Here is a 13,969-nt window from a genome sequence, read left to right as displayed (position 1 = left end):
ACGATCTTCAGGACTGATCACCAGTGCAGATGACGGCATACACCATCATCTCACACTGTAAACTAATTAATGACGCACGACACTAGTCGCCCAAAACGTTCCACCACGTGGTGTGTGGACGAGCGTGACTGGGCAAAACCGATCTCAATTATTCTCGTACCGGCCTGACCGCCGCCCATAGCTCCGCAGCCGCGGAGTTCATCGCCTGCTCGTTCTTCCGTCGAGTCCGTGCGTAAATGAGGTCGGGCACCAACGGTGCTGAGCGTCGCAGGCTGTAGAGGCGTTCCTGCCAGACGAGCAGATCCTCGTCGTTGAGCGGGTTGTCTCTGGTACCGCGTACGGCGTGTTCAATGTCATCGGCCATCGAGCGCCGGTCGGCGCACGCCTGCGTAGACGACCGCAACTGCTCACCGATGTCCAGGCAGGCTGGCAGCAGCGGTGCTGCCACACCAAGCAGAAACGTCGTCAGGCTGGTACCGATAATCATGCTGGTCATGACAATGACAACCGTCCAGACGACCAACACTGTCAGCCAGTAACGAGCGTTGAGGCGCTGCAGCCGTTCGGAATAGGCCGCGTTTGCCCGCTGCGCTATAGCCACGCACACCGTGCCTGCGGCGCCGCGATCCAGCGGGTACCAGCCCAGGAGACCGCCCTGCTTGGCGCGGTCCAGCACCTCTGCATCCGAGCCAGCGAGCTCGGCGAGATCTTCAGGGGTGGGGCACGGTACTCTCGTAGCCAGCGGCGGCATGTCGAAGACGAGCCTGTCGAAATCTTCCTGGACCGCCGCGCCCTGAGCGGCGAGCTTCCCCTCGAAAGCTTTGAAGATGGTGCGCGACAGGAAGATCCAGACGCCAGCGACCGCTCCCACCACAACCGCGGCTTTGGGAAAGAAAACTGCCAACGGCGGTGCCACTATGCCCATCACGCTAAACCCGATCCACCGCAGGTAAGTCCAGCGCTTTGCCTTCGCGTACAGAGCTCGCTGGGCAATCAAAAGTCGCAGCGCCCCCTGGGAGTCCTGCGTGGCGGCTATATCGGCGGCGGCAGGGGCCGTATAGTCGTGGTCTTCGGTGTCCATCTGCGCACCCTGTTATCCGTAGGTCGGAAATTTCATACCGAAAACATTGCGCCACAGTGGAATCGCCTCACTGTGCTTGTCCGTACATGTCTTCAGCCAAGCGCCGCGCGCGGTGTTGGTGGCGCTTGCGAGCTGGGCCGTGATCGCCTGCCTTTGTTCATAGTTGAGATACCCAGAGACGTCCTGACCTGCGTGCCAGCACCAGTGGATCTCCGACTGCGCAAACTCGAACCACTTGAAGACAGGCCAACTGCAATCGTCCCACGATGTCGATAGTTTAAGCGCGATCACTTCGAGGTGATAGCTCTGCAGCTTCACCGGCTGACGACGATTCCAGTGTTTGAGCATCGTGATCACTCGCCGGAAGCGGGACCCCCGAGCCGTAACCGCCGCGGCGATGTCGCTGCTGTGCTGGGGAGGGTTGGTCGGCAACCAGATCTCGCGTGTCATGTCGGGAATCTCGTACCCGGTGACCTTCCCATTGTTGTCGTTCACTCGTGACGCTGGGACAACATCGATGCTGGGCCAGGACTGGAAGCTAACCGTGACGGCTTGTCCGTTGCGCCGTCCTGCCCCTGCCTGCCCGGTCCCCAAAGCATTTTTCACCGCGAGCAGCACCTGCGACGGTCGGCGGTCCTTGATGTGTTTGCCGTAGTGGAGCACCGCCATCACGTCGACGTCCGCATGCTCCTTTAGCGCGGTGTACCGCGGGATTGAACCGAAGGCGATCGCCTCCAGTACCTCGATGCCGGTGTTGCGCAACCTGTCTACCACCCAGTCTCGACGCGCATTCGCCGTTGTGCGATGGTCCCCAGGTAGATTAACTTCCTCGTAGAAGCGGGCGAACGCCGCTTCAGTAGTCCAAACCATCTCACTCCATCGTCAGTGCCGACAGCCGCCCCATCGCTGCCCTGGTGGTCAACGGATGACGGCTGGAACAAACCCTAGTGGCCCTCACCGACACGCTGATGCTGGTCGACGGCACCCGCCGCGCCGATTGGCACGCGTCGTCGCGGTCGACCTGACTCGTCGAACCGGCCGCTTGTTCCTTGGACGGCTACACCATGCTCGCTGGGTGCCACCCGAAGATCGCCCGGTGAAACTTCGCTCGTTCGGGTGGCTCAGGATCAACGTGTCCCAGCGGCCCTTCAACGCACCCGAGGAATCGGCTCGGAGCTGGAGCACGATCCTCCTCGCTGGTCACGGTTTCATCGGTCGACTCTTTCGCCGCGGCAGCTTGCTCGGCGGCGATCATGGTGTTGGGCTTGTTGCAGAGGATCAGTCGCGTGAACGCTTCGACGTACTCCAAAGCTGCTCCCATCAGAGTGAACCCAGCAGTGGCCAAATCCGCGGACATTACTTGGGGGCCGAAGGGCGAAATGGGGTCTGCCATCCACACTCCGAGGTCGTCGTAGTGGGACTGGTCCAGATTCCCAGCTTCAGGTGCGAAATGCGGGATCCCGCCCAGCATCAGCGCGGCATTAGTGGCGTTCCCGTATTGCCGTCCGGGCTGCGGCACGACCTGGAGGATGCCGTCGTGGATGTGGTTGCGCAGGTGTTTGCAGACCCAAGCGTATTTCTGTAAGCGGATCACATCGTCGAGCAACGTTTCGTCATACTGCTTCTGGACCAGCTTGTTAACGAAGTCGCGTGAGTCCAGTGACTGGTTTCGAACGGCTTTGTGATCCTTCGACGTGTCGAGCAGCCATGCGTACAGGCGTCCGTAGATGTCGAATGCTGCTGCAAGGTAGAGGAGTTCACGATCAAACGCCTCAGCGGCTGTCTCGACTACGTCGCTCCTGCGTTTGTCCAAGGGGTTGGACAAGGCGGCGAGCATGTGGTCCAGCGCACGTGCTGCGCGGGCCAACCGGATGAGGATCGAGTTGAAGGCCTCGGCGCACACGGGACCACCTTGCGCGGCCGCGGCATGTGCCGCGGCGAAGTCGAAGAACGTCATCGCGCTGGTAACGCCCCACAGGTACGAGTTCACGATGGTTCCCGTCGACTCGGTCGTCTCCCACGCGCCGCCACCCAGGAGTTGACCGCGCTCTATGGCCACGACCGGGTTCGAGGTGACTCGCAAGTAGTGCCCGATGAGGGCAACCGCGTCGTCGGGAGTTACCGTGACGACGATGTCGTTGTCTCCGACATCTGTGCGCCCGGCAGCGGCCCGATTGGTGACGATCACGTCGATCTCTACGGCTCCGGCGCCGGCGGCGTAGGCAGCGGCGGTGTGGCGTTCATCGAGGCTTAGAACAGGCGCGTCGGCAGGAGCGCTCTGCTCGTCGAACTGCTGGAAGATCGGGAAGAACCGCGCAACCGACCAGCCTTCCTCCGTTTCCGTATTCGTCGTGATGTGGAACTCCGCCGCGTCCATGAATCGGCCGGCGTCGGTGACCGTGGTGAAGTCAACAGTGTGTAGCACCGGCTTACCCAGAAGCGTCGACCATGCATCTGGAGGCTGATCCATTCCCTTCGGCATCAGCAGGTGGACTTGGATCTCGTCGCGGGTGAGGAAGCCAGTGAGGTAGCCATCCGCAGGAGGCTGTGGGATCGACTCGACATCGATGCCGAGCCTCATTGGCCGTGTCTCGGGCCGTAGTGGAAACAAGGGCGTGGTCTTCTCCCTGACCGGCGGCCGCACGTAACGCATGAACCGCTTGTTGGGACGGCCCTGAGGGATCGTGATCGTCATCCCAGCATCGTCGCACCGCAGTATGACAACCCAACCCAGCATGTCGTCAGGCTGTCGCACCTGCACTCAGACTTCACGCCCACACGAGGTTGCCCATAGGCACTCTGGATATCGGCGGGCGAACTGGCCAAGCCGGTTCACGACCAGCTGCACGATTCACGATCCAGGTGGTGACGACGTGCAAGTCAGGGATGTCGTCACGGTCGATGACCATGATCTGGCTGCGTTCGGAGGCGCAAGGTCATTGCGAGCCGCTTACGTGATCCGGCCGCCAGGCGACAATGAAGCGTGTCGCTAGGACACGTTTGTTGTGGGACTAACCTCGGCGCCGGTGCCCAGTTGACGTCTGCGTGGGCTGGGGCGCTGAGAGTTCGGCATACCGCTGGAACAGGATATGTTGGCGGCGCAGTTCTGTGCGATCACCAGCTTTCACGGAGAACAGCCGGTCGACTTCGTTATCCAGCGCGTCATGCGCCGCTATCAGTTCGGCCGTCAACGCTTCGGGCGTATAGAGATCAGCCAGCGCTACGTCCGGTTGAAGCGAGCGAGCGGCGATGACGCCCTTGCCGGCATCGATGATTCGGGCGCGTGCCCGCTTGTCGGTGTGTGGCAATGGGAAGGTGTTCCACGTCAGGAGCTTGTTGAACCGGAGGTCAGACTTGATCCGGCCGCCTACGGCTTTCTGCCAGGTGATGAACATAGTTGATGAGATGATCGCGAACACGAACCCATCAGCATCGGGCGATAGGAAGTTTGCGTCGCTGCAGATGACGTCGGCATCGTATCGGGCGCTGAGAAAATACGGCCGGTTCTCGCTCACGTGCCGTGGAATGCACAGGTAAGCGACATCCGGCTGTGCGATCTGTCGGAATAGGTGTGCCGACGATGCCGCCTCCCTGGTTGACGCTGCTCTGCTCGCCGATCGAAACGCGCGCACGCCCTCTACTCTTTCCCTGAGGACGGGGCTGTCGACGATGTCGTGTTGCGGGGCGTCGACCAGCCAGAGGCAGTGTCTGTCAGTGTTGTGCAGCAGTTCGCGTGCTCCAACGAATTTTCGGACATACTTGGCCGCGATGGGGTCTGCAACGACGTCGTCGTAGTCCGCTGGTTCGACGATGAGGCAGCCGTTGTCAGTTGGCTTGTTGCCGTACGAAACCTCGCCGAGATGCAAATTCAGAGGCCGGGTCGTCGGGTTGACGATGATCGTGGGTCCGTCTGTGAGGTATGGCGTTATGTTTGTGACATCGGTGACTTCGATGGGTTTGCTATCGATGGTTTCGTACGCGAACAGGCGCGGTCTGCCTCTGTCCTTTTGGAATCCAAGGATTACGCAATGCACAGCTGCGCCGCCAACCGCTTCGGATGTCCAGCGGAACGTTCGGTGAGCGAAGCTGATCTTCCAGCCTCCATCGAAGATGGCACTGAAGAGCGGTGCTACTACTTCGCCTTGAGTAATCGAGTTCGTCGATACGAATGCCCATCGACCAGAGTCGTTTTCGAAGTAATCGATAGCTTTCGCGTACCAGCCGGTGACGTAGTCGAGCGTGCCATGGTAGCGCGGCCCCCACACTTCCTGCAGTTCAGCGGTTTGTTCATCGGAACGGAGTGAGATGCCCAGGAACGGCGGATTGCCCGCGATCACTACGTCTTTCGTTGGTGCGAGAATGGTCGTCCAGTCTGTGGAGAGCGCACTGGTCGGGACGATCGTTGCCTGAGTCTGGATGGGGAGTCGCTGCGGGGCCTCGCCGAATCGTTCCTTGAGTTTGAGGTCGCATTGGCGATCGACGAGGAACATTGCAGTTTCCGCGATTCGTGCTGGCCACTCATCGATTTCGATTCCATAGAAGTGGTCGAGTGTAACTTTCAGCGCGAGGGTGGGGTCGAAGGCGAGTTGGGATGCGCCGGCCAGTTCCTGCAGGCGTTCCATGATGCGCAGCTCAAGGTCGCGGAGTTCACGGAAGGCGACGATGATGAAATTTCCGCAGCCGCAAGCCGGATCCATGTACCGAATGTCACCCAGTCGTTTCCAAAGCCGTGTAAGAACACCCTTCTCGTCTTTCATGGTTCGGGCCCGGTCGAACTCAGCACGGAGCTCGTCGAGGAACAAGGGATTGAGGGTCTTGAGAATGTTCTCCTCGGAGGTGTAGTGCTCGCCGAGTTCGCGTCGAGTCTGCGCGTCTCGGACCGATTGGAACATTGATCCGAATATCGCTGGGCTGATTGTTGACCAGTCGACCACACAGGCATCGAGCACCGCTTGGCGGAAGTCCTTGCTGAGCTTGGGCAGGGTGATCTTCTCCCGGAACAGGCCGCCGTTTATGTGGGGAAGTGCGGCGTTTATACCGCGTGCTGCGGCGCCGCCGGGCTTATCGAGGGCCCCAAACAGATCGGTGAGTTGTTGCCCAAGAGTGGATGCGTCGGCGGGAGTTTGTACGTGAATGAACTCGAGGAAAGCGTCGGGCACCGGTTCACCCTGTTGGTCCTGCCACATTTCGGTGTCATCACCGAACATCAAGAATAGAAGTCGGGCGAGAACGATGGAGATCTCATGGTCACGCTTCGCGGGGTCGCAAGAGGCCGGATAGGCGGCTTCGAGTGCAGAGTACATGCGCGCCATGAGTTTTGAAGCTCGCTTGCTTTCGTTGCGTGCTTCGACGTCGAACGCCTCACGGACCTTTGTTAGTACGGTGTTGGCGTCGAGCACGATATCGACAGGCAAGCGGATGACGTCGAGCCTGGCAGCGAAGTTGGGGTTAGCTCGGCCGTTGCGGTGGCGGTGGCTTGTCAGCCTGGTTGATGTCGAGTTGTCCTTGGTGCGGCGAGCCGGCCACCGCCAGACCTGTTCATCGTCGTCATGGAAGATGACCAGTCGGTCTGTGGTCGTCTTCGCGATCAAGCGGTCGAGCTCGGCTTCGATCTTGGAGCCGGGCTTGTCGTTGCACACCCAGACGCGCAGGCCTTTGTAGGACGAGATATTGGTGGCGGTGTAGGTTTGCCCATCTTCGGCGGTGTAGCTGATCGGCGGGGAATCGGGTGCACTCCAGTTCAGCTCGTGCAAGAAGAGTTCTTGGTATAGGTGCTCCTCAACGAGGCTTAATGGGGTGTCAGTCATGCTTCACGTACTCCGATCGAGCAGACGAGTTTGATGTTGTCGGTCTCCGATGACTTGATGACCAGGCGGTCTTCTTCATGGAGCTGGTTGAGTAGGTCGGCGATGTCATCGACGCTGTAGCGGTTCCGACGGGCCTGACCAAGCCGCATTGTTGCGTGCTCGGTGAGGGGCTGTGCGTGCAGCGCGTTGAGCGCGTCAATTGACTTCTGGGCGAACAATGTTCCAGCGAGGCGTTCCCACACCCACTTTCGGATTCCCTTGAGGTTTCCAGCCGCGATCGCCTCAATTGTGAGGGGCCCGTGGACGAGGACTGTTTGTCGATCGAAGTGATCGGGCCGGAGTTCCGCTGTTGGCGTGTCGATTTGGGCGCGGAAGGTGCGCATGGCTTCCAGCGGTGTGAGTAGTCTCTCTGCGGTTGAGCCGTCGGGGTTCGTGGTCGATGTCGCAAATGCGTCGACGCCGGACTCCGTACTAACGAAGCACGTCACGCTGCCGGCGTTCTCGTCGATGTATTGCTCGCGGGTACTGTGGACCATGTCTTGCATGCCGAGAACCTTTTTGGCGATCTGCGGGTGTTTGGTCTGCGCGTTGGACCAGACGACCCATGCCTCGCTGACGGCATCGGCCTCGTTGTCCGCTTCGTCAGCATCGTCGCTCACCTTGCCCTTGTAGAAGTCGTCGAGGATCTTGATTTCGGTGTCTCCGCCGAAGAACTGTTCGTCGGCACCGAATGCCTCGGCCGCGGCACCCAGTCGTGCGCGGATGCGCTGTCGGAGGTTGATCTGGGCTTCAACGTTCTCGTGGCTGATGAGGTAGACGAAGACTTGGTCCGACTTCTGGCCGACGCGGTCGACACGACCGGCACGTTGGATGAGTCGGATGATCGCCCACGGCAGGTCGTAGTTGACGACGATGTGGGAGTCCTGGAGATTTTGGCCTTCGGAGAGCACGTCGGTCGCGACGAGCACGTCGATGGCGTCCGCTGGGTCTACTTCAGGAAGTTCTTCCTGCCCCGGGATCCGGTTGGAGTGCGGTGAGAATCGGCGGGCAATATCGGCGGGGTCGTCGGTGTTTCCTGAGACGACGGCAACCTTTTCTACGCCGGCTTCCTGCAGTGCTTGGGCAACGTATTCGGCAGTATCCACGTACTCGGTGAAAACGAGAACCTTTTCGCCAGAGTGGTCGTTGCGGAGCAGGTCGACCAATGCGTTGATCTTGGAGTCTCGGGTCGAGTCCCAGCTGCCAAACCGATCGAGCATGGTCGTGAGCATCTGGTTGTCGCGTTCGAGATCCTTGCGCAGAGTCTTTTTGAATACTGTGGAGTTGACCCATTTCGTCTTTGCCGGGAGGTTCTTGCGGAGTTCCTCGTAACGGCTGGCGAGCGAGCCGTGCGGCGTCGGGTCGTCCTCAACATCTTCGTCGCTGACCGCGAACTGCTTGTCGGTGAACGACCCGATGGGAATGGGGAGCTCGTTGTCGATCGCATGCAGGAACAGCTCGTTGCGGGCCCGTTGGCGCTGGAGGGACACGATGAACGAGTGCCCGGATGACGACAACCGCTTGAACAATCCGGTGCGGACAAACCCGCTGACGTTTCCACGCCCGGAGCGAATGTCATCGAGGATCTTCGTGTCTGAGTCTGTGTGCGGTGCGCGTGGGTTGTCGTAGTCGGCTAGCCGGTAGCGTGGCAGCGCCAAAGTGCTCACGGCGTTGAGTGTGTCGTTGTCTTCCATGAGTTTTGCGGGATCGTCGTCGGCGAAGTCGTGGCTAAGCGGGCGGGCGATCCGGGTTGGGAAGTGGAACTTCTCACCGTTCGCAAACTGGAGGTACGGCTGTTGCTCGGTGGTTCCGTCAGGCAGGGTGACAGGTTCTGTCTTCGCCGTTCGCTTGATGAAGCTGCGGGTTCGCCGCACAAGGTGGTCGCTCATCAGCCGGCGCCAGTCCTCTGCGTGGTCGGAGCGTCGGAAGGCGGCGAGTGTGTTGATCTTCCCGTCGACTTTGTCGCGGAGCCCGGGCTCTGCGGCCAGTGCTGCTGTGGGGACGATGCCGAGATCTTCATCGTCGTCGATGTACAACGCGATTTGGCTGGCGACGTCTTGGAACGCAAGGTTGTATGGGGTTGCGGTAAGCAGCAACACCTTGGAGCTGTTGCGGCGGATGTACTCATGGATGGCTTCGTAGGCGATGGTGCTGCTGTTGCGCAGGTTGTGCGACTCATCGCAGATGACCAGATTGAATCGCTTGAGCTCAGGAAGCACTTTGTCGGCCATCGAGTACGGGACCACACGCCCGTTGATCTCATACTCGTCGAGGTGCTTGGTCCACATGAGTTCGAGATTCTTCGGACACAACACCAGCGTCGAATAGTCCTCGGCGGACTGGAGCATCAACGCAGTCGCGATGGCCGTCAGCGTCTTGCCGAGACCAACAACGTCGCCCAGCATAGTTCCGCCTCGTCGAACAATGCGTCGAGCGAGCGTGCGCACTGCACTCTCCTGATAGTCGAGAAGCAGGTTCTGCATCGACGTGGGCAAGACGTAGCCGAGTCCATCCCGGGCATCTTGGGACAGTGCATGGCAGACCTTGAGGTAGACCTCAAACGGGGTGGGCTGTAGGCCGGATGCCCACGATTCGGAGATCAGCTGGATGATCTCAGCGGTGATGGGCAGCGAAAACCGGTCGGTCCACCGCGCTTCGAACCACTCGGCGATCTTGCTGTTGGCGTCGGAGTCTTGGACGTCGATGTTCAGCTCTAGATTCGTCGTCAACCCGGCGTGGGTGAGGTTCGACGACCCGACGTAAGCCCATCGTGAGCCGTGGCTCTTCCCTGGGGCGTGAAATAGGTAGGTCTTTCCGTGCAGTGGTTTTTCGGTGAAGACCTTCATCTGCACTGCGCCGTCCTCCAACTGCCGCTTCAGCGTCTGGAGGGTCCGCTGTCCTTCGACGGTGGCCAGCCCACGCATGAGCTGGTTCCGCAGATGCTTAACGAGTTGGTCGCGGCGGGCAAGTGCCTTCTCCCGGTCGTGGATGTCTGCCCCGTATCCCGGCGGCTGAACCTCGCGCTGCAGGGCGTCGAGGATTTCCTGCGAGTCAGCTGGCGCGACCATCCCAATGAGTACCCGGGCAACAGGCTCTGTACCTGCTCGATCCTTTGTGTCGACGATGTCGGCCATGGTCGACCAGCCGCGCAAGTCGAGGTAGCCCGTCGCAACGTCGACAGTGTCGAAGTCCTTGAGCGAGACGCGCAGTGCGTCCTTCAAGCGTGTGTCGTCGCTGAGGTTGTCAAAGAGGTTCGGCACTGGCGGTCATGTCCTCGGAGTCTGGGTGGTCTGGACGCAAATTCTGCTGCAACCCTGTTCGGGGCTGCGGTGGGCCACTTCACGGCAGGTTATGGCTTCCCTCCCATCCGCAGCGGAACGATTTTGTCAGTTCGGGTCCGATTCAATCGCAGCTCCTGGTTCTCGAGTGCCAGTACGTGAATGATTCGTTCGAGTTGATGGATCGTGGCGGTAAGTGCAGTGACGTCGGCGGTGAGCTCTTTCACGCGCTTCTGAGCATCGGCTTTCTGCTCGCGGAGTACCCGGAGGACCGGCGGGTCGGTGTTTGCGTTGGCGATGCGTGCCCGGAATTCGTCCTGGAGGTCGGTGTGTCGGTGGGTGAGCAGCCATCGTTTGACGCGAGCCTCCTCAGCGAGTGACTTCACTGTGAGCTTGCCGTCGGAGTGCAATGCTTTGCCGCCGATGAGTCGGTCCATGGCCTCGCGGATCGCGCGGCGCACGTGCGTGTCAGCCTGATCGGTCATCACGGCTTCGCGTCGTCCTGATGCTCGTCGATGATGGTTTGGAGAGCAGTGATGCGTTGTTCGAGCCGGCCACGTAGCGGTATCGGCGTTGTGGAAGAGCTGATTTCGGCCTGGTGCTGAGCGATGGCGTCCCGGATTTGGATGACGTTCTGGTCGGTACGGGCGATGTTGCCGCATCCGGGTCGGCAGTGTGAGACATCAGGTGAGCGGTGCTGGCTTGCCGTGGCCTGTCGGTCGGGGTGGCATAGGGCCTTGGCCTGGTCGTAGCAGCAGGTGACGAACTGTTGCGGGTTGTCGTAGATGCGCAGCTGAGGGTTCGCGCGGAGGGCGGCTGCCTGTTTGTTGCTCATGTAGCGGCCGCCGAATTGCCGATCGAACAGGTGGATGGCCTGGGTGTATCGACCTGCGGCCGGGCCGCTGACCTGTTCACCGTTTTCGAGGCGTTGATGTGCGTCTTCGAGGTAGTCGGCTCGGGCGAGGACTTCCTCCATCGGGAAGACGTCTCTGAGTCCGCTGGCGACCCGTGATCCGTAGCCATCGGTGGTGTAGCCGCGCAGGTGCCCGTACTGCACGCCAAGGGCCACTCGGCCGCCTGGTTTGCGGTAGATGAACCAGGCCACGGGTTGAAATACGATAATTGTCAATGTTTTTCAGTGCTGCGGTACTGATCCAGAAATCGCGGCCGCGACCTTTTGCGACGGCTTGACCGACTCGGGCTTTCGCGTAGCGCACTTGGTTGTCAGCGTTGGGGACTTCTCCCAGGACCAGTGTTCCGGCTTCACGCAGGCGCAGTCCGCTCGACCACAGCGCTTCGGCGAACGCGAGGTTGCGGCCGTCGTTGCGTCCTCGCCACGTCGCATCCCTTCGCCCGTCACCGCGGTAACCGCCGAGGCCGACGTCGCGCCAGCGTTTGTACGCTCGGGGCGTCAACCACTTCAATTGGACCGAGCGGACAGCACTCGGGTGCAATCGCGTGGAGTCCGAGTCCGCGGTCGAATTGGGCCTGTGCAGGGCGACGGGAGAACCAGCTACGTTGCCGCGCCACTGCTGCCAGTCGTAGAACTTCTTGATCGCCGCCAGATCCCGTGAAAATGTTGCTGCACCAACGCGATCCGGATTCTGTTGGTCGCGTCGTCGCCAGAACTCATAGTCGGCAAGATGTTCAAATGTGGCAGCTCTCCAATCGAGGCCTTGAACCGACAGGAAAGAGAGAAACAGCTGGATGTCCGGGGCGTAGGACTCCTGCGAACCCGGCGCCAACGATTGGAGCGCTGCCGACCGGAAGAACTCCAGAACCTCAATGTCCGGCCGACCACCGGGCATCAGCAGAAACGGTTGACCGGGACGAATTCCGAGCGCAGCCTCACGCTCGGCTAGGTCGGGGAAGTCTGCAAGGACATCGGGCCTCGCGGTGTACGGCCGGTTACGCTGCCGCGCCCAACACAACCTCCACCGGGAGTCGTCGTCGTGTTGTGCCACAGCAACAGAACCCGTCACAACACACCGACATTCTACGGAAGGGCGGGTTACCAATAACCACAGTGACTTTCGTCTTCGCCTTGACCCGGGCTGCGCGCTTGCGTGATCGGCTGATCAGCTCTAGGCCTGATCCAAGCTGCGACTGCTCGGCGTACGGGTCGTCGAGCGTGTCCGTCACGAACAACCCCAGTCCGTTCTCCGGAAGTGTGGCGCCGATGTCAGCTAGCAGATCCGTAGCGCGCAACTCTGCGACCGCGAACGGGCCCATCTGCAATTCGAACCCGTAGAGTCGCGTCGCTAGATCGCTGACCGCTGCTGCGACTGCTCCTTTGCCGTCACGGGCCTCCACTCGCTCGGCGACATGTTCGATGACCTGTTGTAGGTACCCGCCCGTGCCCATCGCTGGGTCCGCCACCACCACTGACGGATCGGCGAAGCCCTCTGGTCGATCGAGGCGCCGCACGAGTACATCCTCGGCAAGCCGCACCATCTCCTCGATCACTTGGTGCGGCGTGTAGTACGAGCCCGAGAGCTTGCGCAGGTCGGGGTCGTATTCTCCCAGGAATCGCTCATAGAGATGCAGATAGGTGTCTCTGTTTCCTGCACGCACTTTCGGCCAGTCCACGGCCCCGATCACGCGCACCAATAGATCCAGTGTCACCCGGAAGTCGGCAGCCACATAGTCGGTGAGTAGCTGCAGCGCGCGAGACATCAGGGAGTGTTGCCCGGCCAGTTTCACACCGACTTCGTGCAGTCCCGAGGCTGTGATGTCGATGTTTTCGGTGCGCGCCAGGAGCAGCGCGAAGGTCACCGCCTGGGCGTATCCGTCGGCGAACACTTTGTCATCGGCGGTGGGGAATAGCAGCGCTCGCCAGTCCCTGGCCAGCCCGTGGAACGGTTGAGCGCTCTCGCGCGCGCCAGCGGCGATGGCGCGTGTTTCCTTGTCGAGTTGGTCGAGGACTTCGCCTCGTAGTAGCCGGCACAGCGGTGCTACTTCGCGTACCAGTGCGATTACGCCGGTGATGTCGATCGGGTCCCACTTGAGGAATCCGGTTAGCAGGACCTCGAAGTCATCCCCGCATGTCAGTTTTGGGCCGGCTGTCCTCAGGGTGCCGCCGCTGAGATGAACGGGATCGCCGATCAGCTCACCGTGGTTGTATAGCCGCCACTCGGTGCCGTTGGTGTAGATCAGGTTTGGAAGGTCGCGCTGGCGCTGCCATTGCCGCAGGTTGTGCCCGGTGAACGATTCCGGGTCCAGAGTGGCGCCCGGTTTCTTGACTTCAAGGTAGCCCGCGATCGCGCCGTTGACTCGGATCGCGTAGTCGGGTCGCACGCCGCGGTCTTTGTCGCTGACCTCGTCGTGCGGCACCACCGACAGCGACAGGTTGTGCCCGGCGGCGGCCAGCAGTGTCTCGATCGGGGCCCGGATCGCGGCTTCGGCCTCGCCTGGGCCGGCGAGCTTCTTCTTGCAGACTTCCCCGAGCGCCGACGTCGCATCAAGTAGCCATTGCGCAGGCATCAGCCGTCCCCCACAGTCCGCTTCCCGTGTGCATTGATCCCCATCAAACACCGCTGTTCACGGGTGACTGGGTATTTCCAGGTGCGGCGAGCGTCGGGTTGACTAACGTCGCGCGCCTTGAAGTGGTTCAGGACTGGTGGAGGAGGTCGGCCAAGGCGTGGTCGCCGCGGGCGCGCAGGGTTGCCTCGGTCTGGTGTGTGGGGCAGTCCAAGGCGGTTGCCAGCGCGGCGGGTAGGTCATCGATGGGGCGGCCGAGGACGTGTTGCCACAGCAGGTGTGCG

At 61.0% G+C, this 13,969-nt stretch carries 8 protein-coding genes and 1 pseudogene; all 9 read right to left on the bottom strand.

The genetic code is table 11. From position 1 onward, the window contains the following. Window positions 1-148: 148 nt before the first annotated feature. The 9 genes and pseudogenes from MSZK_RS13120 to MSZK_RS13080 all read right to left on the bottom strand — a co-directional run bounded on the left by MSZK_RS13120 (window position 149) and on the right by MSZK_RS13080 (window position 13,688). The gene (locus tag MSZK_RS13120; RefSeq protein WP_099248432.1) at window positions 149-1,081 is read right to left on the bottom strand and encodes an S-4TM family putative pore-forming effector; all 933 of its coding nucleotides are present in this window, start codon (window positions 1,079-1,081) and stop codon (window positions 149-151) included. 12 nt (window positions 1,082-1,093) lie between these two features. Further along, window positions 1,094-1,951 (bottom strand): nucleotidyltransferase, encoded by an 858-nt coding sequence (locus tag MSZK_RS13115; protein ID WP_099248430.1) that lies wholly within the window; start codon window positions 1,949-1,951, stop codon window positions 1,094-1,096. 187 nt (window positions 1,952-2,138) lie between these two features. Further along, window positions 2,139-3,776: a hypothetical protein gene (locus MSZK_RS13110; RefSeq protein ID WP_099248438.1), complete on the bottom strand. Its 1,638-nt coding sequence runs from the start codon at window positions 3,774-3,776 to the stop codon at window positions 2,139-2,141. Between the two features lie 316 nt (window positions 3,777-4,092). Next, on the bottom strand, window positions 4,093-6,888 hold the full coding sequence (locus MSZK_RS13105) for a DNA methyltransferase (RefSeq protein WP_099248428.1): 2,796 nt from the start codon (window positions 6,886-6,888) through the stop codon (window positions 4,093-4,095). Beyond that, window positions 6,885-10,187, bottom strand: a complete 3,303-nt coding sequence (locus tag MSZK_RS13100; protein ID WP_099248426.1) for a helicase-related protein — start codon at window positions 10,185-10,187, stop codon at window positions 6,885-6,887. Before MSZK_RS13100 ends, MSZK_RS13105 begins: the two co-directional genes overlap by 4 nt. An 89-nt stretch (window positions 10,188-10,276) precedes the next feature. Continuing rightward, complete coding sequence (locus tag MSZK_RS13095; protein WP_099248424.1) at window positions 10,277-10,690, bottom strand: hypothetical protein; 414 nt, start codon at window positions 10,688-10,690, stop codon at window positions 10,277-10,279. Then, window positions 10,690-11,310: a hypothetical protein gene (locus MSZK_RS13090; protein WP_199203315.1), complete on the bottom strand. Its 621-nt coding sequence runs from the start codon at window positions 11,308-11,310 to the stop codon at window positions 10,690-10,692. The genes MSZK_RS13095 and MSZK_RS13090 overlap by 1 nt, the downstream gene beginning before the upstream one ends. Before the next feature lie 475 nt (window positions 11,311-11,785). Then, window positions 11,786-12,013 (bottom strand): annotated as a pseudogene (locus MSZK_RS32955) (integrase); the annotation flags it as partial. Between the two features lie 100 nt (window positions 12,014-12,113). Beyond that, on the bottom strand, window positions 12,114-13,688 hold the full coding sequence (locus MSZK_RS13080) for an N-6 DNA methylase (RefSeq protein WP_099248422.1): 1,575 nt from the start codon (window positions 13,686-13,688) through the stop codon (window positions 12,114-12,116). Between the last annotated feature and the right edge of the window lie 281 nt (window positions 13,689-13,969).

The organism is Mycobacterium sp. shizuoka-1 (assembly GCF_002723835.1).
In the GTDB taxonomy this organism is placed as follows: Bacteria; Actinomycetota; Actinomycetes; order Mycobacteriales; family Mycobacteriaceae; genus Mycobacterium.
This window is presented reverse-complemented; position numbering and strand designations above follow the sequence as displayed.

Bases quoted from the DNA above. Each gene is read 5' to 3' on its own strand.
- MSZK_RS13120 (WP_099248432.1), bottom strand. From the start codon at position 1,081: ATGGACACCGAAGACCACGACTATACGGCCCCTGCCGCCGCCGATATA.
- MSZK_RS13115 (WP_099248430.1), bottom strand. From the start codon at position 1,951: ATGGTTTGGACTACTGAAGCGGCGTTCGCCCGCTTCTACGAGGAAGTT.
- MSZK_RS13110 (WP_099248438.1), bottom strand. From the start codon at position 3,776: ATGACGATCACGATCCCTCAGGGCCGTCCCAACAAGCGGTTCATGCGT.
- MSZK_RS13105 (WP_099248428.1), bottom strand. From the start codon at position 6,888: ATGACTGACACCCCATTAAGCCTCGTTGAGGAGCACCTATACCAAGAA.
- MSZK_RS13095 (WP_099248424.1), bottom strand. From the start codon at position 10,690: ATGACCGATCAGGCTGACACGCACGTGCGCCGCGCGATCCGCGAGGCC.
- MSZK_RS13080 (WP_099248422.1), bottom strand. From the start codon at position 13,688: ATGCCTGCGCAATGGCTACTTGATGCGACGTCGGCGCTCGGGGAAGTC.